The organism is Ralstonia sp. Ralssp110, assembly GCF_047325135.1.
Classification (GTDB): Bacteria; Pseudomonadota; Gammaproteobacteria; order Burkholderiales; family Burkholderiaceae; genus Ralstonia; species Ralstonia mojiangensis.
The window spans coordinates 2,221,407-2,244,459 of the sequence record NZ_CP168610.1 but is presented as its reverse complement, the minus strand read 5'-3'; the positions used below and the strand labels follow the sequence as shown (position 1 = coordinate 2,244,459).

The 23,053-nt window shown below is 64.0% G+C and carries 19 protein-coding genes and 3 tRNA genes; 15 read left to right on the top strand and 7 right to left on the bottom strand.

All coding sequences use genetic code 11. The features are described 5' to 3' along the window. Positions 1 to 25 precede the first annotated feature (25 nt). From leuC to ACEN9T_RS19400, 3 genes are all read left to right on the top strand, one after another. Positions 26 to 1,462 carry a 3-isopropylmalate dehydratase large subunit gene (gene leuC, locus ACEN9T_RS19410; RefSeq protein ID WP_413706799.1) on the top strand — a complete coding sequence of 479 codons (1,437 nt, stop codon included), beginning with the start codon at positions 26 to 28 and terminating at the stop codon, positions 1,460 to 1,462. Continuing rightward, a complete protein-coding gene (gene leuD / locus ACEN9T_RS19405; RefSeq protein WP_413706798.1) occupies positions 1,455 to 2,117 on the top strand; it encodes a 3-isopropylmalate dehydratase small subunit in 663 nt (220 codons plus the stop codon). Before leuC ends, leuD begins: the two co-directional genes overlap by 8 nt. 98 nt (positions 2,118 to 2,215) lie before the next feature. Further along, positions 2,216 to 3,538 carry a 2-hydroxycarboxylate transporter family protein gene (locus tag ACEN9T_RS19400; protein WP_413706797.1) on the top strand — a complete coding sequence of 441 codons (1,323 nt, stop codon included), beginning with the start codon at positions 2,216 to 2,218 and terminating at the stop codon, positions 3,536 to 3,538. A gap of 141 nt (positions 3,539 to 3,679) precedes the next feature. On the opposite strand, the gene ACEN9T_RS19395 is transcribed toward ACEN9T_RS19400, so the two are convergent. Then, a tRNA-Lys gene (locus ACEN9T_RS19395) sits at positions 3,680 to 3,755 on the bottom strand. 39 nt (positions 3,756 to 3,794) lie between these two features. Then, positions 3,795 to 4,721, bottom strand: a complete 927-nt coding sequence (locus ACEN9T_RS19390; RefSeq protein WP_413706796.1) for a LysR family transcriptional regulator — start codon at positions 4,719 to 4,721, stop codon at positions 3,795 to 3,797. A gap of 92 nt (positions 4,722 to 4,813) precedes the next feature. On the opposite strand from ACEN9T_RS19390, the gene ACEN9T_RS19385 reads away from it, so the two are divergent. Continuing rightward, on the top strand, positions 4,814 to 5,917 hold the full coding sequence (locus ACEN9T_RS19385; RefSeq protein ID WP_413706795.1) for a YeiH family protein: 1,104 nt from the start codon (positions 4,814 to 4,816) through the stop codon (positions 5,915 to 5,917). A 148-nt stretch (positions 5,918 to 6,065) separates the two neighbouring features. Next, positions 6,066 to 6,800, top strand: coding sequence for a DUF899 domain-containing protein (locus ACEN9T_RS19380; RefSeq protein ID WP_413706794.1), 735 nt, complete (start codon positions 6,066 to 6,068; stop codon positions 6,798 to 6,800). Between the two features lie 42 nt (positions 6,801 to 6,842). Here the strand turns inward: ACEN9T_RS19380 and ACEN9T_RS19375 are convergent. The 5 genes from ACEN9T_RS19375 to ACEN9T_RS19355 form a co-directional block, all read right to left on the bottom strand. Then, positions 6,843 to 6,933 (bottom strand) — tRNA-Leu (locus tag ACEN9T_RS19375). An 80-nt stretch (positions 6,934 to 7,013) separates the two neighbouring features. Continuing rightward, a tRNA-Asn gene (locus ACEN9T_RS19370) sits at positions 7,014 to 7,089 on the bottom strand. Between the two features lie 108 nt (positions 7,090 to 7,197). Continuing rightward, complete coding sequence (gene fdxA / locus ACEN9T_RS19365) at positions 7,198 to 7,527, bottom strand: ferredoxin FdxA (protein ID WP_004626101.1); 330 nt, start codon at positions 7,525 to 7,527, stop codon at positions 7,198 to 7,200. A gap of 178 nt (positions 7,528 to 7,705) precedes the next feature. Further along, the gene (gene recJ / locus ACEN9T_RS19360) at positions 7,706 to 9,400 is read right to left on the bottom strand and encodes a single-stranded-DNA-specific exonuclease RecJ (RefSeq protein WP_413706793.1); all 1,695 of its coding nucleotides are present in this window, start codon (positions 9,398 to 9,400) and stop codon (positions 7,706 to 7,708) included. A gap of 12 nt (positions 9,401 to 9,412) precedes the next feature. Next, positions 9,413 to 10,492 (bottom strand): hypothetical protein, encoded by a 1,080-nt coding sequence (locus ACEN9T_RS19355; protein ID WP_092971543.1) that lies wholly within the window; start codon positions 10,490 to 10,492, stop codon positions 9,413 to 9,415. A 71-nt stretch (positions 10,493 to 10,563) separates the two neighbouring features. On the opposite strand from ACEN9T_RS19355, the gene ACEN9T_RS19350 reads away from it, so the two are divergent. The 10 genes from ACEN9T_RS19350 (at position 10,564) to ACEN9T_RS19305 (ending at position 23,053) form a co-directional block, all read left to right on the top strand. Then, complete coding sequence (locus ACEN9T_RS19350) at positions 10,564 to 11,814, top strand: lipoprotein-releasing ABC transporter permease subunit (protein WP_092971542.1); 1,251 nt, start codon at positions 10,564 to 10,566, stop codon at positions 11,812 to 11,814. Further along, on the top strand, positions 11,807 to 12,535 hold the full coding sequence (lolD, locus tag ACEN9T_RS19345; RefSeq protein WP_092971541.1) for a lipoprotein-releasing ABC transporter ATP-binding protein LolD: 729 nt from the start codon (positions 11,807 to 11,809) through the stop codon (positions 12,533 to 12,535). The genes ACEN9T_RS19350 and lolD overlap by 8 nt, the downstream gene beginning before the upstream one ends. An 84-nt stretch (positions 12,536 to 12,619) precedes the next feature. Beyond that, positions 12,620 to 13,432, top strand: a complete 813-nt coding sequence (locus ACEN9T_RS19340; protein ID WP_413706792.1) for a TatD family hydrolase — start codon at positions 12,620 to 12,622, stop codon at positions 13,430 to 13,432. Between the two features lie 9 nt (positions 13,433 to 13,441). Continuing rightward, positions 13,442 to 15,964 carry a DNA internalization-related competence protein ComEC/Rec2 gene (locus ACEN9T_RS19335; protein ID WP_413706791.1) on the top strand — a complete coding sequence of 841 codons (2,523 nt, stop codon included), beginning with the start codon at positions 13,442 to 13,444 and terminating at the stop codon, positions 15,962 to 15,964. Positions 15,965 to 16,067: 103 nt separating this feature from the next. Then, complete coding sequence (locus tag ACEN9T_RS19330) at positions 16,068 to 17,552, top strand: circularly permuted type 2 ATP-grasp protein (protein ID WP_045204342.1); 1,485 nt, start codon at positions 16,068 to 16,070, stop codon at positions 17,550 to 17,552. 65 nt (positions 17,553 to 17,617) lie between these two features. Then, positions 17,618 to 18,568 (top strand): alpha-E domain-containing protein, encoded by a 951-nt coding sequence (locus ACEN9T_RS19325; RefSeq protein ID WP_092971878.1) that lies wholly within the window; start codon positions 17,618 to 17,620, stop codon positions 18,566 to 18,568. A 57-nt stretch (positions 18,569 to 18,625) separates the two neighbouring features. After that, positions 18,626 to 19,471: a transglutaminase family protein gene (locus tag ACEN9T_RS19320; RefSeq protein WP_092971537.1), complete on the top strand. Its 846-nt coding sequence runs from the start codon at positions 18,626 to 18,628 to the stop codon at positions 19,469 to 19,471. A gap of 83 nt (positions 19,472 to 19,554) precedes the next feature. Beyond that, the gene (locus tag ACEN9T_RS19315) at positions 19,555 to 20,457 is read left to right on the top strand and encodes a peptidase (protein WP_092971536.1); all 903 of its coding nucleotides are present in this window, start codon (positions 19,555 to 19,557) and stop codon (positions 20,455 to 20,457) included. An 18-nt stretch (positions 20,458 to 20,475) separates the two neighbouring features. After that, complete coding sequence (locus ACEN9T_RS19310) at positions 20,476 to 21,297, top strand: alpha/beta fold hydrolase (RefSeq protein WP_413706790.1); 822 nt, start codon at positions 20,476 to 20,478, stop codon at positions 21,295 to 21,297. Between the two features lie 91 nt (positions 21,298 to 21,388). Then, positions 21,389 to 23,053, top strand: a complete 1,665-nt coding sequence (locus ACEN9T_RS19305) for a CTP synthase (protein ID WP_092971534.1) — start codon at positions 21,389 to 21,391, stop codon at positions 23,051 to 23,053.

Sequence of the window (23,053 nt, the reverse complement as noted above, 5' to 3'; positions counted from 1 at the left end):
GCCGGCCACGCGAATTGGAGGAAGCATGGCGAAGACGCTGTATCAGAAGCTGGTCGAATCGCACACTGTTGCCCAGCTCGATGCGCAGAACGTGCTGCTCTACGCAGACCTGCACATCATGAACGAATACACCAGCCCCCAGGCCTTTGCCGGCTTGGCGGAAGCTGGCCGCGCGGTGGTTGTGCCGGGCCAGCAGATTGCGGTGGTGGACCACATCATCCCGACGCATCCGGTGCGCGTGCGTGTCATCCAGGACCCAGCGTCGGCGCTGCAGGCGTCCAACCTAGCGAAGAACTGCCGCGAACACGGCATCGTCCTGTTCGACACCAACGATGCGCTGCAGGGCATCGAGCATGTGATTGCGCCCGAGCTGGGCATGATCCGACCGGGCATGGTGGTGCTTTGTGGAGACAGCCACACGACCACTTATGGCGCGTTCGGCGCGCTCGGTTTCGGTATCGGCACGTCTGAGGTCGAGCACGTGCTGGCGACGCAGACGCTGGTCTACCGGCTGGCGCAGGACATGCGCATCCGTGTAGAGGGCGAACTGCCCGTTGGCACCACGGCAAAAGACCTCATCCTGCACATCATCAGCCGCATCGGCGCGCAGGGCGCCCGCGGCTATGTGGTCGAGTTCACGGGCAGTGCCATTGCCGCGCTTTCGATGGAGGCGCGCATGACCCTGTGCAACATGGCTGTCGAGGCCGGCGCGCGCGGCGCACTGATCGCGCCCGACGCCAAGGCCACGCGCTACGTGCTCGAACATGCGCGCGACGTGGCGCATACCCATGTAAGCGCCGCGCTGGCGGATTGGCGGCAGTTGTTCAGCGATGCACAGGCGCATTTCGACGTCGAGCACGCGTTTGACGCGCGCGACGTTGCCCCGTACGTGACATGGGGCACCAGCCCCGATCAGGCGATTCCCATCACCGGCAAGATTCCGCAACCCGACGGGGGAGACGACGCGGCGGCGCGCGCCGCCTCGGCCCGGGCATTGCGCTATACGGGCCTGCAGGCCGGCGCCGCCATCGAGGGCGTGCCCGTGCAGCGCGTGTTCATCGGCTCGTGCACCAACGCCCGGATTGAAGACCTGCGCGCCGTGGCCGGCATCGTCAAGGGCCGCAAGGTGGCGCAGGGGGTGCGCGCCATGGTCGTGCCGGGTTCTGGCGCCGTGCGTGTGCAGGCGGAGCAAGAGGGGATTGCCGACATCCTGATCGCCAGCGGCTTTGAATGGCGCCAGCCCGGCTGCTCGATGTGCCTTGCCATGAACGACGACGTTCTTGCCCCCGGTGAACGCTGCGCCTCCACCACAAATCGCAACTTTGAAGGGCGTCAGGGGCGGGGCGGCATTACGCATCTGATGAGCCCGGCCATGGCGGCGGCGGCGGCCATCATCGGCCGCATCACCGACGTCCGCAAACTGCAGACGCACCCGGCGCAAGCGGAGGCTGCCCATGTCTGACACCAAACACATCCATGGCACGGCGGCACCGTTGCCCACGCCCAACCTCGACACCGATCAGATCATGCCCAAGCAGTTCCTGCGCGGTATCGACAAATCGGGGCTGGACAAGGGGCTGCTCTACGACCTGCGTTACGACGCCGATCACCAGTTGCGCGGCGATTTCGTGCTCAATCAGCCGGCGTATCAGGGCGCGTCCATCCTCGTGGGCGGCAGCAACTTCGGGTGCGGCTCCAGCCGCGAGCACGCGGTGTGGGGGCTGCAGCAATTCGGTATCCGCGCCGTGATCGCGCCCAGCTTTGGCGAGATCTTCTACAGCAACGCCATGAACAACCGCCTGCTGCTCGTGATGCTCGACGAGGCGACGGTGGAACGCATCCTGGCCGACGTGTCGGACGCGGCCACGAGCCGCATCGCCATCGACGTGGAATCGATGACCGTGCGCAGCCATAGCGTGGAGGCGTCGTTCACGCTGTCCGAGCGCCACCGCCACATGTTCCTGCACGGGCTCGACATGATCGGCGCGACGCTCGCACGCTGGAGCGACATCGACACGTTCCAGCAGGCGCATTGGAAGACGCGCCCGTGGCTGCGCGACATCGCGGCCACTACCCGTGCACGTCTGGCTGCCATGGCGCCGAGCGGCAGCCTCTGAATTTTCCCAATACGTTTTCGCAATCCCACACAGCGACGCCGGCGCTTGTTCATCTCGCGTGAAGACGAGGCGCGCCGCGCGGCTGATCAGGAGACATCATGGAAGCATCCATTCGGGCGCAGGAAGACGCGCGCGCGGGCCTTTGGCGCACGCTCAGCGGGTACAGGATCGGGCCGTTGCCTCTTCCCGTGTACGCCACGATTGCCGTCATCACGCTGCTAGCCGCGTTCAACAAGAAGCTGCCCGACGACATGATCGGCGGCTTGGCCGTGCTGATGCTGCTCGGTTTCCTGCTGGGCGAAATCGGTGCGCGGCTGCCGGTGTTCAAACACATTGGTGGCGCGGCCATCCTGTGCCTGTTCGTGCCGTCGGCGCTGGTCGGCTACAAGGTGATCGACCCCGAGATGTTGAAGGCGCTCACGACGACGATGAAGACGGCCAACCTGCAATATCTGTACATCGCCTGCCTGGTGGCGGGCAGCATCCTGGGGATGAGCCATCGCGTGCTGGTGCAGGGCTTCATGCGGATGTTCATTCCGCTGCTGATCGGCACGCTGGCGGCCATCGTGGCGGGGGTGACGGTCGGGCTGTTCTTTGGCTATGACCCCAAGCACACGTTCTTCTTCATCGTCATCCCGATCGTCGGGGGCGGTATCGGTGAAGGCATCCTGCCGCTGTCGATCGGATATTCCGAGATTCTCGGTCGGCCGCAGGCAGAGTTGATTGCCATGCTGGTGCCGGCGGCGCTGCTGGGCAACGTTGTTGCCATCTTGTCGAGCGGCGTGCTCAAGTCGCTGGGCGACAAGCGGCCGCACCTGACCGGCAATGGTGATCTCGTCAGATCGGGCAGCGACACCGATCTGCTGTGCAATGATCACAACGAGGCGCCGGTCAATCTGGGCCTGATGGGCGCCGGCCTGCTGATCAGCTGCGCGTTCTTCATCTTCGGCGCGCTGCTGTCGCGCTTCACGGGGATTCCCGGTCCGATCCTGATGATCATCAGCGCGGCGCTGCTGAAGGTGTCGAAGGTGCTGCCGCAGAACATGGAGCTCGGCGCTTATCAGATGTACAAGTTCGTTTCGACCAACCTGACGTTCGCGATTCTCGTCGGCCTCGGCACGCTGTTCGTGTCGTGGAAGGGGCTGGTGGCGGCGTTCACGCCTGGCTATTTCGCGATCTGCGCGGCGACGGTCTTGGCGCTGGTGGCGTCAGGCTTCTTTGTCGGCAAATGGCTGGGGATGTATCCGGTGGAGTCCGGCATCGTGACCGCGTGCCATAGCGGATTGGGTGGCACGGGTGATGTGGCGATTCTCTCGGCGTCGAATCGTATGGGTCTGATGCCGTTCGCGCAGATTTCGACGCGTATCGGCGGGGCGGCGACGGTGGTGATCGCGACGATCCTACTCAAGCTGCTGCATTAAGCAGGGGGCAGGGATTCTGGGGGAGCATCGGCCGGCGCACGAGCGTCGGCCGATTTGTTTTCTGCGCACTGAAGCGAAAGCGCGTCGCAAATCGCACAAATGAAAAAGGCCCGACAGTTGCCTGTCGGGCCTTCCATATTCTGGTGGGGCGTGAGTGACTCGAACACTCGACCTACGGATTAAGAGTCCGCTGCTCTACCAACTGAGCTAACGCCCCGCGAAGAAACGAGACTATATCAACCTTTTTTGGATCGCGCTAGTCCTTTGCGCGAATTTTTTTCGAATCGGCGCTGCGACTGCGTAGCACGTCGATGAATTGCGTGAGTCCGTGCGTCGGGTGCTTGTCGCGATGGCGCACGATCAGCAGCGGTCGGGCGATGCGCGGCAGGCCGCTGGCGACCTCGACCAAGCGGCCATCGCGCAAGGCGTCGGCCACCACGTGACGCGACAGGCAACTGATGCCGTAGCCGGCTGCCACCGTGCGCTGAATGGCTTCGGAGTGGCCAAGTTCGAGCGCCACATGCAGCGGCCCGACCACCGAAGCAATGCGGCTATCGATCAGTTCGCGCGTGCCGGAGCCCGGTTCGCGCATCAGCCAGCCCGCTTCGCGCAGCGCTGCGTGTGAGACAGGCCCTGTTCCTTGGGTGAGCGGGTGCCCGGGCGCGGCCACGATCACCATCTCATCGTCGATCCATGTTTCGATTTCCAACGCCTCGCCGCGACACGTGCCTTCAATCAGGCCGATGTCGACCTCGAAACGCTGCACGGCATCGACCACGTCCTGCGTATTGCCGATCAGCACGTCGAGCTGGCTGTCGGGTGCGATCTCGTGCCGGAAGCCCGCCAGCAGGGCGGGCAGCACGTAATTGCCGATCGTGCTGCTGGCCGCGAGCTTCAGGCGCACGTTTGGCTGAGCGGTTGCATGTTCCAACGCATCGGCATGATCCAGCAGCGCCTGCGCTTGTGGCAGAAGCTGCCGGCCCAGCGCATTCAGATGCAGGCGGCGGGCATGCCGGTCAAACAGCGGATGTCCGAGTGTGGATTCCAGCTCTGCCAGCGCTGCGCTAACGGCCGATTGCGACAAGCCAAGAGCGTCGCCGGCCGCGGTGGTCGTCTCACTGCGTGCGATGGTGGCGAAAACGGCCCATTGCCGGAGGGTGACGCGAGGCGCTTTGTTATCCATAAAACTGGTTGGAATTACAAAAATTACCTGTTTTACATGTTATCACGGTCCGCATATCGTTATGCGTATAACGAATAAGCAAGGCGGATGTGATGACGATTGCACAGAAGCAGTTGGCGCCCCAAGGCGTGACGGCGGGATTTGATGGGTGGACGCTCGCCAGCGTGGCGGTGTTGTTCGGGTGTGCGGGGACTGCGGTGGTGCTCGGGGCAATGCCGTGGGCAGGGCATCTTGGCTTGAGCGCACTGACGCTCGCTATCCTGCTCGGCATGGCTGTGGGTCATGTGCCGGGGCACCAGCGTTGGCTGACGCCGGGGGCAATCCAGTTTGCACGCCATACGCTGCTGCGCGCTGGCGTGATTCTCTACGGCGCCCGGCTGACGCTGGCGCAGATCCAGGATCTGGGTACTTCGGGCGTGGTGATTCCGCTGGTGGTGTTGGCTGCGACGATGCTGGCCGGCACGTGGATCGGCACGCGTTGGTTTCGCCTCACGCGCTCACAAGCTGTGCTGGTGGCAGCAGGCAGTGCAGTATGTGGGGCGGCGGCTGTGCTGGCTGTTGCGCCAGCGGTGAAGGCCTCACCACGCGAAACGGCCGTGGCGATCGCTAGCGTGGTGCTGTTCGGCACGATCGGCATCTTTCTGTACCCGTGGCTGTACGCGCTTGTGGCGCATGCCGGGGTGGCCATCACACCGGAGCACTTTGGCGTCTACATCGGTTCGACGATGCACGAAGTTGCGCAGGTGATTGCCGCAGCGCGTCCGCTGGGCGACGACGCCACCAACGCGGCGGTCGTCAGCAAGATGGTGCGTGTGCTGGCGCTGGCCCCCTTGCTGGTTGTGCTGGCGTGCACAACCCCCAGTGAAGCTCAGGGTCCTGCTTCGATGTCTCCGTGGAAAGCGCTTCGCAAAGCCGCCGGCCACGCATGGAAAGCCATGCCCTGGTTTGCGGTTGGGCTGCTGATTGTGACGCTGCTCAATTCCGCCGGTGCGATCCCCGCTGCATGGCATGCCCCCATCGACGCCATCGACACTGCCATGCTGGCCTGTGCGATGTTTGCTATCGGCACGCAAACGCATGTGCCGATGCTGCTGAAGTCCGGCGTGCGACCGCTGCTGTGCGCCGCTGTGTTGTGGGTCGGGCTGGTAGGCGGCGGCGCGCTTATCAACGTGGGCGTGCGCTGGCTGGTGGGCTGATCCGGCACCTGCAGTTGCATGTGCAGAGACGGCTGATTCTCTTCGATGGCGCGTAAGTCGCATCCGGGTGGCGACTTGCGCGCCGCGGCTTTTCATTCGAGTGAGGCCGCCTAGTATGAAGTCCTGAGTCTTAGACAGAGGGGCAACCATGCAAACGCATCCCGTAGTTTCAAGAGACGAATGGCTCATCAGGCGCCGAGCGTTGCTGGCGCGCGAGAAAGAGGCCATCCACCTGCGCGACGCCGTCAACGCCGAGCGCCAGGCGCTGCCGTGGGTCAAGGTCGACACGGAATACGTATTTGAATCATCGGAAGGCAAGAAGACGCTGGCCGAGTTGTTCGACGGCCGTAGCCAGTTGGTGGTCTACCACTTCATGTTCGGGCCCGACTGGGATGCGGGCTGCCCAGGGTGCTCCTTCTTCTCCGACCATGTTGGCGGCATGCTCACGCATCTGAACCACCATGACGTGACGTTCGTCGCCGTGTCGCGCGCGCCGATGGACAAAATCGCGGCTTACAAGAAGCGCATGGGCTGGCAATTCCCGTGGGTGTCGTCGTTCGGCACAACGTTCAATCACGACTATCGCGTGAGCTTCTCGCAAGACGAACTCGCTAGCGGCTCGGTCGACTACAACTACACCGCTACGCCCCGCGAAGAAGCTCATGACGAGCTGCCCGGATTAAGCGCGTTTTACAAGGACGAGGCGGGCGATGTCTTCCACACGTACTCGACCTATGCGCGCGGCTTGGAAGACATGGTGGGTACGCTGCTACTGCTCGATCGCGCGCCGCTCGGCCGCAACGAAGCCGGCCCCTTGTCATGGGTGCGCCGTCACGACGAATACGAAGAAGCACCGAAGGCGCATGCGTGCTGCGCATCGTAAGGCGCTGGAGGGGAAGGGCGCGAGGGGAGGCGAAGAAAGGATTGGTGCCCGAGGCCGGGATCGAACCGGCACGCGCCGATTAGGGCGCAGCGGATTTTAAGTCCGCGGTGTCTACCAATTTCACCACTCGGGCTTGGGGCGGGTGCAAAACAATACACGACACCGACGCCACAAATGAAAACGCCCCGCACGAAGCGAGGCGTTTTGTTATTTTGGCTCCCCGACCTGGGCTCGAACCAGGGACCTACGGATTAACAGTCCGGCGCTCTACCGACTGAGCTATCGGGGAATCGCTGCAACAGCGAAGAAATGAATTCTAGCTAGTTTCCGATCTGCCCGTCAACACCTTTTTGCGATGCACTACAAAAAATGTGCCGGGCAAGTTCACTCAACTAGTTCAGCCGCGGTCGAGGTACTGCTCCTTGTCCTTCACGTCCTTCCAGTCGTCGGCGTCGGGCAAGGGTTGCTTGGTCTTGGTGATGGACGGCCAGCCGGCTTGTGCAAGCTCGACATTGATGGCGATCCATTTCTGCTGATCAGCGGGCACGTCTTCTTCGGCATAGATGGCGTTGACCGGGCACTCGGCCACGCAGACGGCGCAGTCGATGCACTCGTCCGGATCAATCGTCAGGAAGTTCGGGCCTTCACGGAAGCAGTCGACGGGGCAGACGTCCACGCAGTCGGTGTACTTGCAGCGGACACAGCTTTCGGTAACGACGTGAGTCATTTCGCTTGGAAGTTGAAGCTAGGAATTCGTGGGGCGCGCGGCCATGGATGCTTGTGCGTCCCCATGCCGGCAATCCCGCATTGTAACGCACCGGCCGTGCCCGACCGCAGCGTTATCCGTGCGCCGTCAGACAGTTTTGGCATGTGTTTATGCGTTGGCGCAAGGTTTGACCAATCCACTATTGCGCATGCTCGATCACCATCTGCACGCGCGTGATGCCGTTGAAGGTGTTGTTGTCGAGCCGGTAGGCCACATACGCCGAGGCACCCAGCGGCTCTGCGTGGTTGAACCAGATCGCGTCGAAATGCTGCTTGCCGCGGCCGAGCTTGAGCTTCAGGTGCTTGTCTTTCAGCACGGCCTGCGAGAGCACATCGAATTCGCCGCAGAAGCTTGGTGCCGGAAAGCCCTGACCCCAGACCTGGGTTTCAAGCAGCTCGACGAACTGCGGTGTGAAGCATTCAGGGTCGGCTTCGCCATCGGTCTCGAGCACGCGTGAGAGCAGCGCCTCGGTCAGCCATTCGCGGCCGACGGCCTCGAAGGTGGAGACGAATGCATCGAAACCGTCTTCGCGCAGCGTGAGTCCTGCCGCCATGGCGTGGCCGCCGAACTTCACGATCAGGCCCGGGCTGCGCTTGTGTACGGCGTCCAGCGCATCGCGCAGGTGGAAGCCGGGAATCGAACGGCCCGAGCCCTTGATGACGCCGTCGTCGCCGGGCGCGAAGGTGAAGACGGGGCGATGGAATTTGTCCTTGATGCGAGAGGCGACGATGCCGATCACACCCTGGTGCCACGTCTCGTTGTAGACCGCGATGGTGTGGCGGCCCGCGCCATCCAGGGCGTTCATGCTGTCAAGGATGGCGAGCGCTTCCTGCTGCATGCCGGCTTCGATCTCGCGGCGCTCGCGGTTCATGCCGTCGAGTTCGGCGGCGATGGCCATGGCGCGGTCGTAGTCATCGGTGAGCAGGCATTCGATGCCCAGTGACATGTCGGCCAGGCGCCCGGCGGCGTTCAGGCGCGGGCCCAGGCCGAAGCCCAGGTCGAACGTCGACGCGCGACGCGCCTCGCGGCCAGCCACGCGGAACAGCGCGGCAATGCCCGGGCACATCCGCCCCGCGCGCATGCGCTTGAGGCCTTGCGCGACCAGCAGGCGGTTGTTGGCGTCGAGCTTGACCACGTCGGCCACGGTGCCGAGTGCCACCAGATCGAGCAGCGCATCCAAGCGCGGCTGATCCTGCGGAGTGAATACGCCGCGCTTGCGCAACTCCGCCCGCAGTGCCAGCAGCACGTAGAACATCACGCCCACGCCTGCCAGATTCTTGCTTGGGAAGCCACAGCCCGGCTGGTTCGGGTTGACGATCACGCGCGCCTCGGGCAACTGCGCCCCGGGCATGTGGTGGTCTGTCACGACAACGTCGATGCCCAGCGCATTGGCCGCAGCCACGCCCGCCACGTCGGCGATGCCGTTATCGACGGTGACCAGCACGTCCGGCTTCTCGCGCGCCGCCAGTGCCACGATTTCGGGCGACAGGCCGTAGCCGTACTCAAAGCGGTTCGGGACGATGTAGCTGACCTGCGCGCCGAGCATGCGCAAGCCGCGCACGCCGACGGCGCAGGCGGTGGCGCCGTCGCAGTCGTAGTCGGCAATGATCAGCAGGCGCTTGCCGGCGGCGATGGCATCGGCGAGGTAGTGCGCTGCGTCGTCAATGCCCTTGAGTTGCGCGGGGGGCAGGAGGTCGGTCAGCTCGGTCGACAGTTCGTCGGGCCGGGCGACGCCCCGGGCGGCGAGGATGCGTGCGAGCACAGGGTGGATGCCGTGGCCGGCCAGCGTGGTGGCGGCGTCAGCGGAATGCGAACGGACAGCGATGCGGGTCATGCAGGATCAGGCTCAAGCGGCCATGGAAAGCGGGGAGAGCGCATCACGCAAGGTGCGTGGACGACTGAAGCGGCGCAGCCAACCAAACGGGCCAATGGCGAGTTCGCGGCGGGTGACACGGTAGTGGGCGTAGTGCGAGTCGCCGGTCAGCACGAGCGAGACGGCGTCGATTCGGCCGTCGGCCAGCGCATCGGCGGCGGGGGTGAACCAGTCGCGGTCGTACGCGCGCAGGGCTTCGATCCAGTCGTACCAGTTGGCGGAGAGATACGGCTTGCCGGCGTCGCCCAGCAGCGCGGCGGCGCTTGTGTCGTCGAACGGCACGGCGGCCAGCATTTCCGCGCACAGCTCGGTAGCGTTGCCGGCGTGACACAGGCCGGCGAAGAACGGATCTGCGCCGATCATGCGTTCAGCAATCGGGCGGGCATCGACCAGCGCGCCCTGGCCAAACAGCCAGACCGAATTGACCGGAAGCAGCCCACGCGCCTCGCGCGCTTGGTTGACGGGGTGGTCGTACCACGTCATCTGAATTTCGTTCTGGAACTTGCGCCAGGCGCGCTCCTGCTCGCCCTTGTGCATCCAGATGTCGATGTTGTGGCCGGTGGCGCGCTGCGGCGCGGCGGCAATCAGGTCGCCAAAGGGCGAATCGGCGACGTACCAGCGCGCGGCGTGCGTGGCATCGAGCGTGATGCCCATCTCGTCAACCAGGGGAGCGATGGCGGCGCGCAGCGCTTCGGCGTCGGCGGCTTCCAGGCGGAGCTGGGCCGGGTCGAGCATCACCAGATGGTCCCGGGCGGCGTGGATGTGGACCGGCTGCAGGCAGGCCCAGGTGCGCGTGTCGGCGCTGCCGCCGTCCGCCAGGCGCATGTACGGCGCCGACGGCAGCGGAGAAATGGGCACCCCGGCATGCGCAGCCAGCCAGCGCTCGTGCGGCAGCGTGGGCAGGTAGGCGTCGTCGTGGCGCTCGCGTTCTGCCTCGCGCGCACGGGCGAGCAACCTTTCCAGGCCTGGCAAGGTCAATTGACGGTAAGCGTCGTCGGCCACCTCGGCAGCGGGCGCGCAAAACGGGACAATCAGGGTGAGTTCAGGAATCATGGCTCCGAGATTGTAAACTTCCGGCTCGTCGGCCAGTGAGCCGGACAAATCACACCCACGGGGAACCCCCTTTGAAACTTCCATACGAATGGCAGATCGGCTGGCGGTATACACGCGCAAGCAAGCGCGCCAGCCGCAACAGCTTCATCTCTTTCATTTCGCTCATCTCCATGCTCGGCATTGCGCTGGGGGTGGCAGCGCTGATCATCGTGCTTTCGGTCATGAACGGCTTCCAGAAGGAAGTACGAGACCGCATGCTGTCGGTGCTGGCGCATATCGAAGTGATGGCGCCGAACAGCCTGCCGGACTGGCAGCGTACCGCCAATGAGGCGATGCAGAACAAGGAAGTCATCGGCGCGGCGCCATACGTGGGCGCGCAGGCCATGATCACGCGGGACGAGGCGGTGCGCGGCGTGCTGCTGCGCGGGGTGTCGCCGGCGGACGAGCCGAAGGTGTCGGACATTGCCAAGGATTTCAAATCTGGCACGATCGACGATCTGAAACCCGGCGAATTCGGCATCGCCCTGGGTAGCCAACTGGCCAACGGCCTGGGCGTGCACCAGGGGGACAAGGTCACGCTGGTGGCACCACAGGGCACCATCACCCCGGCGGGCGTGTTGCCGCGTCTGAAGCAGTTCACTGTGACGGGCATCTTCGAATCGGGTCACTACGAGTTCGACAGCTCGCTGGCGCTGGTCAATATGGAAGACGCCGAGCGCCTGTTCCGCCTGGACGGCCCGACCGGCGTGCGCCTGAAGCTGGTGGACATGGACCGCGCCCCGCAGGTGGCCGAAGCCCTGTCACGCACGCTGACCGGCGAGCTGTACATCCGCGACTGGTCGCGCCAGAACCGCAACTGGTTTGCCGCTGTGAAGACCGAGAAAAAGATGATGTTCATCATCCTCACGCTGATCATCGCCGTGGCGGCGTTCAACCTGGTGTCCACGCTGGTGATGACGGTGACGGACAAGCAGGCCGACATTGCCATCCTGCGCACGATGGGCGCGCAGCCGAGTTCAATCATGAAGATTTTTATTGTGCAGGGCGTGGCGATCGGGTTTATCGGCACGTTGCTCGGCGTCGGCTTCGGCACGCTCATCGCATACAACATCGACGTGATCGTGCCTTTCATCGAGCGTCTCTTCCACGTGCAATTCCTGCCGCGTGACATTTACTTCATCAGCGAACTGCCCTCGGACCCCCGCGTGAACGACATTGCGACCATTGGCATCATTTCCTTCATCCTTGCGTCAGTGGCGACGCTGTATCCAAGCTGGCATGCCTCGCGCGTGAATCCGGCGGAGGCGCTGCGCTATGAGTGAGGCCGTCATGACTTCCATGGAAGCGCCGGCCGCCGCGCCGCAGGGCGTGGTGGTGCAGGCCGAAGGACTCTCCAAGTCGTTTCATCAGGGCGGTTTGAATGTCGACGTGCTCAAGGGCGTGGACATCCGCATCGGCGTGGGCGAGAAGGTCGCCATTGTCGGCGCTTCGGGCTCGGGCAAGAGCACGTTGCTGCATGTGCTGGGCGGGCTGGATGAGCCGACGTCGGGGCGCGTCTCGCTGCTCGGCAAGCCTTTCACCGCAATGAAAGAGCGCGAGCGCAATACGCTGCGCAACCAGGCGCTGGGCTTCGTCTATCAGTTCCACCATCTGCTGCCGGAATTCACCGCACTGGACAACGTCGCGATGCCGCTGCGCATTCGTGGCGTGGAAGAGGCGCAAGCGCGCCACACCGCGCAAGCGATGCTCGAACGCGTGGGGCTGGGCCCGCGCACGGCGCACCGTCCGGGCGAGCTGTCCGGCGGCGAGCGCCAACGCGTAGCGATTGCGCGCGCGCTGGTCGGGTCTCCGGCTTGCGTGCTGGCGGATGAGCCCACGGGCAATCTCGACGACCACACCGCCGGTGAAGTGTTTGACCTGATGCTGGAACTTACGCGCACGCTGGGCACCAGCTTCGTCATCGTCACACACGATATCGAACTAGCAGGCCGCTGCGACCGCATTTTCCGCCTGCGGGAAGGCCATTTGCACCAAGAGCGTTGAGCCGGGCGGCACAATCGGAAAAGACGGATTCCTGAATGCCGCGCTTTCCGGTACGTTGCCGCCTTTTCCAACGCAGAACGGACTATGTGGATCGACACCCATTGCCACCTCGATGCCAGCGACTTTGATGCCGACCGCGATGCGGTCGTCGCGCAGGCGCATGCGGCGGGCGTCAACCACATCGTCGTGCCGGCGGTTGCCCGCTGGAATTTCGATACGGTGCGGGCGTTGGCACATCGGCATGCCGGCTGCAGCTATGCGCTGGGCATTCATCCGATCTACGCAGCGCAGGCCAGTGACGATGACTTGCTCGAACTGCGCCGCCAGATCGCCGCGTCAATGGACGATCCGCGCTTTGTGGCCGTTGGCGAGATCGGCCTCGATTTCTTCATTCCCGACTACGACGTTGCGCGGCAGACCGCCGTGTTCCGCGCGCAACTACGCATCGCTCGTGAATTTGACTTGCCCGTGCTGATGCACGTGCGCAAGTCTCAGGACCAAGTGCACAGCGCTGCCGCCAAGGCGGGGGTGCGCGGCATTGCGCATGCGTTCAACGGCAGCCCGGAACAGGCGCGTCGCTTTGTCGATTCCGGTTTCAAGCTGGGGTTTGGCGGCGTCTTTACCTTCTCGCGCGCCAATCGCGTGCGTCGACTGGCGCAGGACATGCCGATCGAGTCGATCGTGCTGGAAACCGACGCGCCCGACTTGGCCCCCGCTTGGCTGGCCGACGATCAGTTTGGCGAGCAGGGCCGAGTGCGCAATGCACCCACGGAGGTCGCGCGTATCGCCGACGCGATGGCGCAATTGCGTGGCATCCCCATCGAGGCGCTTGCTGCCCAGGCCCGCCGCAACAGCATCGAAGCCATTCCTCGCCTGGCAGCGCTGTTGCCAGTCTGACGGCCGCGCGTGCGTCTGTGGTTGATCGGCTTTGTTGCCGGCTGCATGGCATTGCAGATGCAGGCGACGCTGGCGCCGGTGTGGCAGCCGCTGGGCGTGTTGCTGCTCTGTCTGCTGCTGGTGGCTTTTCTGCGGCGTCGGCCGATGCTGTTTCCCGGGTTGCTGGTCGCCAGCACCATCGCGGCGGGGTTTGGCTGGAGCGATTGGCGTGCACAGCAGCGCATGGCCGTGGCCCTCAGCCCCGCGTGGGAAGGCAAGGACATCATCGCGACCGGCGTGGTGGGCGAGCTGCCGCAGAACGGCGACGACGCCACGCGTTTTCTCTTCCACATTGAATCCAGCAATGCGGGTGATGCCGTGCCACCGCGCGTGCGCCTGTCCTGGTATGGCGCACGAACCTGGGACAACGTAAGCGAGGAGGGCGCAAAGCCCGACCGACGTGCCGGCATCCCTGATCTGCAACCCGGCCAGCGCTGGCAACTGACGCTGCGCGTCAAGCGCCCGCACAGCCTGACCAACCCCGGCGGTTTCGATGGCGAATACGCGATGCTGGCCGACAACATCCGCGCCATCGGCTATGTGCGCACGGGCAAACGCGCCCAGAACATCGCGCTGGAAGAGGCCGGCACCGGTTTCGGCGTTGACGTAGAGCGCTGGCGTGCCAGCGTGCGGCGCCACATCCTCGATGCCTTGCCCGATGCGCGCTACGCGGCCGTCATGGTGGCGCTCGTGGTGGGCGACCAAAGCGGCATCGCCCGCGACGACTGGGACCTGTTCCGCCGCACAGGCATCAGCCACCTCGCCAGCATTTCGGGCTTGCACATCACGATGATCGCCGGGCTGTTTGCTGCGTTGTGGATGGCGTTGTGGCGCCGGTCGTTTGGGCTGGCGCGCTGGCTGCGCACGCCGTTGCCGTTGCGCATGCCTACCCCGCGCGCAGGCGCCATCGCGGCCATGCTGGCTGCGCTTGGCTACTGCCTGCTTGCTGGGATGGGCGTGCCCGCGCAACGCACGCTGCTGATGCTGTTCACTGTCGCCATCGCCAGGCTGACCGATCGCAATGTACCGGCCAGCCTGTCGCTTTGCTGGGCGGCCGCCGTGGTAGCGGTGGTGGACCCGTGGGCGGTTATGTCGGCCGGGTTCTGGTTGTCATTCGGCGCGGTGGCGATCATATTCATCGCCGCGCAGATGGCTCTCGACGGGCGGCGCGATGACAAAATAGGCGGCTGGATCGAACGCGCCCAGCGTGCATTGGCGGGCGGTACGCGGATCCAGCTTGCGGTCACATTCGGCCTGTTGCCATTGACCTTGCTGTTGTTCCAGCAGACCTCGGTGGTCTCCGCGGTGGCCAACGGGCTGGCGATTCCCACCGTGAGTTTCGTGACGACACCGCTGGCGCTGATCGGAGCGGCCCTTCCAGATCCGCTTGCGCAGCTGGTGCTGGTGTTAGCCGACGCGAGCTTCCGCTGGCTGGCCACTTGGCTTGAGTGGCTGGCACAGCCGCGGTGGGCGGTGTGGATTGCGCCGGTCGCGCCCGTGTGGGCGTTGGTGCTGTCGATGGTTGGCGTGGCGTTATTGCTGCTGCCCGGCGGCATGCGTGCATGGGCATGGCGCGCTCAAGGCGCCTTGCTCCTCTTGCCGCTGGTGCTGGCGCGCGAGCCAGCACCAGGGCCTGGTGAATTTCGGCTTGTCGCGTTCGATATCGGCCAAGGTGCAGCGGCATTGGTCGAAACAGCCAGCCATCGCCTCCTATTCGACACCGGCCCGCGGTACGGTGACCATGCGGATGCTGCCGCCCGCGTCATCACTCCCTACCTGCGCGGCCATGGCGCCGAATCACTCGACACGCTCGTCGTCAGCCACGAAGACAGCGACCACGCCGGTGGCACCGAAACGGTGATCGACGCGGTGCCAGTGCGCACCATGTTGGCGTCTTTGCCCCAGGGGCATGCCCTGCGCAGCGTGGCCAATGAAAACGGCATCCGTTTCACCGATTGTTTGGCTGGGCAAGCATGGGCGTGGGACGGCGTCGTCTTTGAGGTGCTGCACCCGCTGCGCCTGCCCGCAAAAAGCGAGCGCGTGTCCAGCAACGCCCGCAGCTGTGTACTGCGCATCGCCAATGGCCGCCACGCTGCGCTGCTGACCGGCGATATCGAAGCCGCCCAGGAAAGCGCCCTCATCGCTGCCGAAACGCCGCAGCGACTGATGGCAGACATCTTGCTTGTGCCGCATCACGGCAGCAAGACAAGCTCCAGCGGCGCGTTTTTGGACGCAGTTTCTCCGCAGGTGGCGGTTTTCCAGGTCGGCTACCGCAATCGGTACGGACATCCGCATCCGCAGGTCTGGCAGCGCTACGTGGCGCGCGACATCGACGGTTTGCGCACGGACAAGACCGGTGCCGTCGTCATCGAGACCGACGGCAATGTGCTGGACGTCCAGACCGCGCGCACCATGCGCCTGCGGTACTGGTCTTCCTCGCAGGAAGTGGAACCCCTGGCAACGGCCACCGGCGCCTTCGACGCTCAGCCGTAAACTTGGTGGCATAACGGGTTGGCCCCATTGTGGGGGTCAAAACCGCTGTGCTATAAAAACCACGTGCCGCGTACACCGCGCGGCGCCGTCAGGGGAGAAAAGCATGGCAGTCCGGTTCTACGATGAAATGCTCAGCTGGCATGATGGGGACCGCAACCCCCATGCCGCCGAACCGGCCCCGGCAGCACTCGTCCAACAGGGTGAGGTACGCGGCCACTACGGACGTTTCGCTGAATGGCTGGGCGCGCAGTCCGCCACAACGCTGCAGAACAAGCGCGCCGAGGCAGATCTGATCTTCCGCCGTGTCGGTATCACTTTTGCCGTGTACGGCGACAAGGACGAATCGAACAGCGGCACCGAACGCACGATTCCGTTCGATATCATTCCGCGCATCTTCCCGGCCAGTGAGTGGGCCAAGCTCGAACGCGGCCTGCGGCAACGCGTTGATGCGCTCAACCGCTTCCTGCACGACATCTATCACGAGCAGAACATTCTGCGTGCTGGTGTCATTCCGCCCGATCAGATCTACAACAACGCCCAATACCGCCCCGACATGCTCGGCGTGGACGTGCCGCGCGATATCTACGCCCACGTGGCCGGCATCGACATCGTGCGTGCTGGGGAGGGCGAGTTCTACGTGTTGGAAGACAATCTGCGCGTGCCCTCGGGGGTGTCGTACATGCTGGAAAACCGCAAGATGATGATGCGGCTGTTTCCGGAGTTGTTCGCACGCAATCGTGTGGCGCCGGTCGCGCATTACCCCGACATGCTGCTCGACATGCTGCGCAGCGTGTCGCCGCAGAACATTGCCGACCCGACGGTGGTGGTGCTTACGCCGGGCATGTACAACTCGGCGTATTTCGAGCACGCGTTCCTTGCGCAGCAGATGGGCGTTGAGCTGGTGGAGGGGCACGACCTTTTCGTGCAGGACGATCATCTCTACATGCGCACGACGCAGGGCCCCCAGCGCATCGACGTCATCTATCGCCGGGTGGACGACGACTTCCTCGATCCGCTGGTGTTCCGGCCGGATTCTTCCCTGGGTGCGGCAGGGCTGCTGTCGGTCTATCGCGCGGGCAACGTCACCATTTGCAATGCGATCGGCACCGGCGTGGCAGACGACAAGTCGATCTATCCGTACGTGCCGGACATGATCCGCTTCTACCTCGGCGAGGAGCCGATCCTCAATAACGTGCCGACGTACATGTGCCGTCGACCGGACGACCTGCAATACGTGCTCGACCACATGGGAGAGCTGGTGGTCAAGGAAACGCACGGTGCGGGCGGCTACGGCATGCTGGTCGGCCCGGCCGCGACGCAGGAAGAGATTGCTGCTTTCCGTGAGGTGGTGAAGGCCCGTCCGGAGCAATACATTGCCCAGCCCACGCTGGCGTTGTCGACTTGCCCAACGTATGTGGAAGCCGGCATCGCGCCGCGCCATATTGATCTGCGGCCGTTCGTGCTGTCCGGAAAGGATGTGCGCATGGTGCCCGGTGGCCTCACGCGTGTGGCGTTGCGGGCGGGCTCGCTGGTGGTCAACTCGTCGCAGGGAGGCGGGACGAAGGATACGTGGGTGCTGGAGCGCTGAACGCTCGCGCATTGTCGCAACTGGCAGTCGATCAATCGCATATCGAATACGTAGAAGGGAACGCCATGCTCAGCCGCACCGCAGACCACCTTTTCTGGATGGCGCGCTATACCGAACGCGCCGAGAACACCGCCCGCATGCTCGACGTGAACTACCAGACCTCGCTGATGCCGCAATCGGCCGAAGTGGCGGAGCAGGGCTGGTGGGCAATGCTCGATATTTCCGAACTCACCCGGGTTTTTGCCGACCGCTACGGCCTGCTTTCGCGCGACGACGTGATTGACTTCATGGTGCGCGACATGACCAACGCGTCGTCGATCATGAGCTGCCTGCGCGGCGCGCGCGAAAACGCCCGAGCCGTGCGCGGCTCCCTCACAACGGAGGTGTGGGAAACCATCAACACCACGTGGCTGGATGTGCAGCGCCTGATTGCCGAAGGCATGTTGCGCGACGATCCATCGCAATTCTTTGAATGGGTGAAGTTCCGCTCGCATCTGTCACGCGGCGTGCAGGTCGGCACCATGCTGACGGACGACGCGTTCCATTTCATGCGCCTGGGCACCTTTCTGGAACGTGCCGACAACACTGCACGGCTGCTTGACGTGAAGTTTCAGTCCACGCCCACGCGCGATGAAACCGCGGCGGAGCAGGGCGACTTCTACCATTGGGCCGCCACGCTGCGTTCGGTGTCAGGCTTCGAGGTCTATCGCAAGATCTATCGCAATGTCATCACGCCGACGCGTGTGGCGGAGTTGCTGATTCTGCGCAGCGATATGCCGCGCTCGCTGCTGGCCAGCATGGACGAAGTGGTTGAGATTCTTTCGACTGTGCGCAACAGTCAATCGGCAGAGACCGAGCGTCGCGCTGGTAAACTGCACGCCGATCTGCGGTACGCCCGCATCGAAGATATTTTTGCGGTCGGCCTGCATGCTTGGCTGACCAACTTCCTGGAGCGGATCGGCGACCTGGGCAACGGCATCAGCCAGGATTTCCTGGTGCCGCTCGAGGTGGCCTGACGTGCAGGACAATGTGCATACATCGGGGCGCCACTTTCGGGTAGCGCCCGTGTCATCGTGAAATACCAAATTCGACACACGACGGTCTACCGTTATGCCGAGCCGCTGCGCCACAGCGTGCATGAGCTGCGGCTGACACCTCGCAGCGGCGAGCTGCAGCAGGTGGACAGCTGGCAGATCCACGCGCCCGGCAACCTCACGCGCGCCACCGACGGTTTCGGCAACGTCGTCCATCACTTCACCCTTGGCAGCCGTACGGATGACGTCATCATCGACGCGCGTGGCATTGTTGAGGTGTTTCCTGCGGGCGCCCCCGGCAGCCAACGGTTTGTCGATGCGCCGGGGCAAGGGCGCTATCGCGTTTCGCCGCTGTACTTTCTGAGTGCCACACCGCTGACTTCCGCGCCGCCGGAAATGATCAACTTTGCGCGAGAGCACAGGCTGGTGCAAGGCGACGCGGAATCTGCAGTGCGCCTTGCGCAAGCCATCGCTACGCGCGTGAGCTACAAACCGAACACCACCCACGTCGGCACCACTGCTGCGGAGGCGTTCGGCCTGGGCACGGGCGTATGCCAGGACCAGGCGCAGGTGATGGTTGCTTGCTGCCGGGCGCTGGGCGTGCCGGCACGCTATGTCAGCGGCTATTTCCACGCCGTGGGCGAAGAGGACCTCGCCAGCCACGCGTGGGCCGACGTCTGCCTCGATGCCGAATCGCACACGTGGTGCAGCATCGACGTCACCCACCAGTGCTTTACCGATGCTCGCCACATCCGATTGGCGGTCGGGCGCGATTACCAGTCTGCGGCGCCGGTGCGCGGCGTGCGGCAGGGCGGAGGCGCGGAGTCGCTGGATGTCAGCATTTCCATTGAGCCGTTGCCCGCCGAGGCTACCCGAGTGAATTGAGCACCTCTTCCAAGCGCGCGGATGGGTTGCGATCGGCGCGCTAGAATGCCTTCAAACCACCGTTTCCGTTTGTTGCTTCGCCCATGACTTATTGCGTCGCCATGCGCCTGGACGCAGGCCTTGTGTTCCTGTCCGACTCCCGCACGAATGCGGGAGTGGACGCCATTTCCACGTTCCGCAAAATGACCGTCTTCGAGCGCGAAGGCGATCGCGTCATGGTGCTGCTGACGGCCGGCAATCTGGCGATCAGTCAGGCGGTGCGCCAAGTGCTGACCGAAGCGCGCGGCAAGCCGCGCTCTCTGTGGACGGCACGGGACATGTTCGAGGCCGCCACGATTGTTGGCGAGGCCGTGCGCGACGTTTACGACCGCGACGCGGCAGCGCTGGCCAAGGCCAAAATCGACTTCAACGTCAGCATCGTCTTCGGCGGGCAGATCGGCGCAGAGCGGCCGCGCCTGTTCAACGTCTATGCGGCAGGCAACTTCATTGAAGCCACGCCCGAGAATTGCTATTTCCAGATCGGCGAAGCCAAGTACGGCAAGCCGATCATCGACCGCGTGGTCAGCCCGGGGTTGCCGCTGGACGAAGCTGCAAAATGCGCGCTGATTTCGATGGATTCAACGCTGAAATCGAATATTTCCGTGGGCTTGCCGCTGGATCTGCTGGTCTATGAGGCCGACTCCCTGCGTGTGACGCGCTTTGTCGCCATCGACGAAGAGAACCCATATTTCGCGATGATTCGCGGCACATGGGGCAAGCGTCTGCGCCAGGTGTTTGCAGAAATCGACGATCCGGATTGGGAAACCGGCACTTCGCCGTTATACCCGCTGCGCCGCGAAGGCCATCCTTCCGCGGAGGTCGGACCCGTGCGCATTGCGCCGCCCGCCGCCGACGCGCCAGCCGTGCCGGAACGCGCGCCCGGTCCTGCGTTGGAGCAGGTTTCCACGATCCAGCGCGTGGCCGGCGGATCGCAGAAGTCGCACTGAGCGGCACAGGGACCTGCGATGCGCGATGTGATGCTTTTTTCGCATGCCAACGGCTTTCCCGTGGGAACGTATCGCAAGATGCTGGGCGTGCTGAGTGACGAATTCGACATCCGCGCCGTGGAGCGTTTTGGGCATGATCCGCGTTTTCCGGTGACCCGTTCCTGGCCCGGTCTTGTGAAGGAGTTGCTCGCCGAAATCGACGCGCAGCCCGAGCCGGTCTGGCTGGTGGGTCATTCGCTGGGCGGCTTCTTGAGTTTGATGGCGGCGCTGCGCCGGCCCGAGCGCGTGCGTGGCGTCGTGATGCTCGATTCGCCGATCATCGCGGGATGGCGCGCCAAGCTGCTGCGCGTAGCGCAATGGCTGGACATCGACGAGAGCCAATCGCCTGCCGCAGCGACGAAAAACCGGCGCCATCTGTGGCCCGATCTCGACGCCGTCTGGAGCCACTTCAAGGCCAAGCGCAAGTTCGATCGTTGGGATGAAGACGTGCTGCGCGACTATGTCGAGCATGGCACCGAGCCCACGGGCCGTGACCGCGAGCGCACACTGCGCTTCTCGCGCGAAATCGAATACCAAATCTATCGGACATTGCCGACCAACATGGGGCGCAAAGTCGCTGGCGGTACGGCATTCCCGGTGAGCTTTGTGGCTGGCACGCGTTCGCGCGAGATTCGCCAAGTCGGACTGGGCGCGACCCGGCGCGTCGTGGGCGGGCGGCTGCGCTGGATCGAAGGCAGTCATCTTTATCCGATGGAAAAGCCGCTCGAAACGGCCCAGTTGATCCGCGAGTTGATCAACGAAATGCGCGCCAACGCAGGCGCCATGCGGCACGCCGCATAGGCGAGGCTGCCTTGGGGCAAATTCCACTGTTCTGTCACGGATCGGAGAGGGGACCTTTGCTATAATCCGGCTTTCCCCGGCAAGCTAGGTCATGACCAAGTTCGTATTCGTTACCGGTGGCGTAGTGTCCTCACTCGGCAAGGGCATCGCCGCCGCCTCGCTCGCGGCCATTCTTGAGTCGCGCGGCCTCAAAGTCACCCTCCTCAAACTCGATCCTTACATCAACGTCGACCCGGGCACGATGAGCCCGTTCCAGCACGGCGAAGTGTTTGTGACCGAGGACGGCGCAGAAACCGACCTCGATCTTGGCCACTACGAGCGTTTTGTCTCGGCCAAGATGCGCAAGGCAAACAACTTCACCACCGGCCAGATTTACGAATCCGTGATCCGCAAGGAGCGTCGCGGCGAGTATCTCGGCAAGACGGTGCAAGTGATTCCGCATATCACCAACGAAATCCAGGCGTTCATTGAGCGCGGCGCCGCGGCCTCACACGACGGCAAGGCCGATGTGGCGATCGTGGAAATCGGCGGTACGGTCGGCGATATCGAATCGCTGCCGTTCCTGGAAGCCGCACGTCAGATGAGCCTGCGCCTGGGTCGCAACCAGGTGGCGTTCGCACACCTGACGCTGGTGCCGTTCATTGCCAGCGCTGGTGAACTGAAGACCAAGCCGACCCAGCACTCGGTGCAGAAGCTGCGCGAAATCGGCGTGCAGCCGACCGCGCTGCTGTGCCGCGCCGACCGCCCGATTCCCGACGACGAGCGCGCAAAGATTTCGCTCTTCGCCAACATGCCGCAGGACGCGGTCATTTCGGTGTGGGATGTCGACACCATCTACAAGATCCCGCAAATGCTCAACGAGCAGGGGCTGGATCGCATCATCTGCGAAGAGCTGCGCATCGAAGCGCCGCCGGCAGACCTGTCGGTGTGGGCGCATATGGTGCACACGCTGGAAAATCCGCAGCACGAGATCACCATCGGCATGGTCGGCAAGTATGTCGACCTGACCGAGTCGTACAAGTCGCTGATCGAGGCGTTGCGCCACGCTGGCCTGCATACCTCGACGCGCGTCAATATCGAGTACATCGATTCCGAAGAGCTGGAGTCGGGCCATACGCAGGTGCTGGACACGCTGGACGCGGTTCTGGTGCCGGGTGGTTTCGGCAAGCGCGGTACGGAAGGCAAGATCCGCGCAATTCAGTACGCCCGTGAAAAGGGCGTGCCGTACCTGGGCATCTGCCTGGGGATGCAGTTGGCCGTGATCGAATTCGCCCGCCATCTGGCCGGCATGAAAGACGCCAACAGCACGGAATTCAACGACGAGACCGAACACCCGGTGGTCGCGCTCATCACCGAGTGGCTGGATCGCGATGGCCGCGTGGAAAAGCGCTCGGCCGACTCCGACCTGGGCGGCACCATGCGTCTGGGCTCGCAGCGCGTGCCGGTGCAATCCGGTACCAAGGCAGCGGCAATCTATGGCGCGGAAGTCAACGAGCGCCATCGTCACCGCTACGAGGTGAACAATCACTACGTGCCTCAGCTGGAAAAGGCCGGGATGATCATCTCCGCGCGCACGCCGTCGGAAAACCTGCCGGAAATGATGGAGCTGCCGGCGTCGATGCACCCGTGGTTCGTCGGCGTGCAGTTCCACCCGGAATTCACCTCGACGCCGCGTGACGGCCATCCGCTGTTCAAGGCCTACGTGGAAGCCGCGCTGGCGCATCACAACCAGACCGCGCAACGCGCTGTCGCCTAA

What these genes read in the sequence shown, in the direction of transcription:
- ACEN9T_RS19305 (WP_092971534.1), top strand. Translation starts at nt 21,389, where the DNA reads ATGACCAAGTTCGTATTCGTTACCGGTGGCGTAGTGTCCTCACTCGGC.
- ACEN9T_RS19325 (WP_092971878.1), top strand. Translation starts at nt 17,618, where the DNA reads ATGCTCAGCCGCACCGCAGACCACCTTTTCTGGATGGCGCGCTATACC.
- fdxA (WP_004626101.1), bottom strand. Translation starts at nt 7,527, where the DNA reads ATGACTCACGTCGTTACCGAAAGCTGTGTCCGCTGCAAGTACACCGAC.
- ACEN9T_RS19355 (WP_092971543.1), bottom strand. Translation starts at nt 10,492, where the DNA reads ATGATTCCTGAACTCACCCTGATTGTCCCGTTTTGCGCGCCCGCTGCC.
- ACEN9T_RS19385 (WP_413706795.1), top strand. Translation starts at nt 4,814, where the DNA reads ATGACGATTGCACAGAAGCAGTTGGCGCCCCAAGGCGTGACGGCGGGA.
- recJ (WP_413706793.1), bottom strand. Translation starts at nt 9,400, where the DNA reads ATGACCCGCATCGCTGTCCGTTCGCATTCCGCTGACGCCGCCACCACG.
- ACEN9T_RS19340 (WP_413706792.1), top strand. Translation starts at nt 12,620, where the DNA reads ATGTGGATCGACACCCATTGCCACCTCGATGCCAGCGACTTTGATGCC.
- leuC (WP_413706799.1), top strand. Translation starts at nt 26, where the DNA reads ATGGCGAAGACGCTGTATCAGAAGCTGGTCGAATCGCACACTGTTGCC.
- leuD (WP_413706798.1), top strand. Translation starts at nt 1,455, where the DNA reads ATGTCTGACACCAAACACATCCATGGCACGGCGGCACCGTTGCCCACG.
- ACEN9T_RS19400 (WP_413706797.1), top strand. Translation starts at nt 2,216, where the DNA reads ATGGAAGCATCCATTCGGGCGCAGGAAGACGCGCGCGCGGGCCTTTGG.
- ACEN9T_RS19390 (WP_413706796.1), bottom strand. Translation starts at nt 4,721, where the DNA reads ATGGATAACAAAGCGCCTCGCGTCACCCTCCGGCAATGGGCCGTTTTC.
- lolD (WP_092971541.1), top strand. Translation starts at nt 11,807, where the DNA reads ATGAGTGAGGCCGTCATGACTTCCATGGAAGCGCCGGCCGCCGCGCCG.
- ACEN9T_RS19330 (WP_045204342.1), top strand. Translation starts at nt 16,068, where the DNA reads ATGGCAGTCCGGTTCTACGATGAAATGCTCAGCTGGCATGATGGGGAC.
- ACEN9T_RS19315 (WP_092971536.1), top strand. Translation starts at nt 19,555, where the DNA reads ATGACTTATTGCGTCGCCATGCGCCTGGACGCAGGCCTTGTGTTCCTG.
- ACEN9T_RS19380 (WP_413706794.1), top strand. Translation starts at nt 6,066, where the DNA reads ATGCAAACGCATCCCGTAGTTTCAAGAGACGAATGGCTCATCAGGCGC.
- ACEN9T_RS19310 (WP_413706790.1), top strand. Translation starts at nt 20,476, where the DNA reads ATGCGCGATGTGATGCTTTTTTCGCATGCCAACGGCTTTCCCGTGGGA.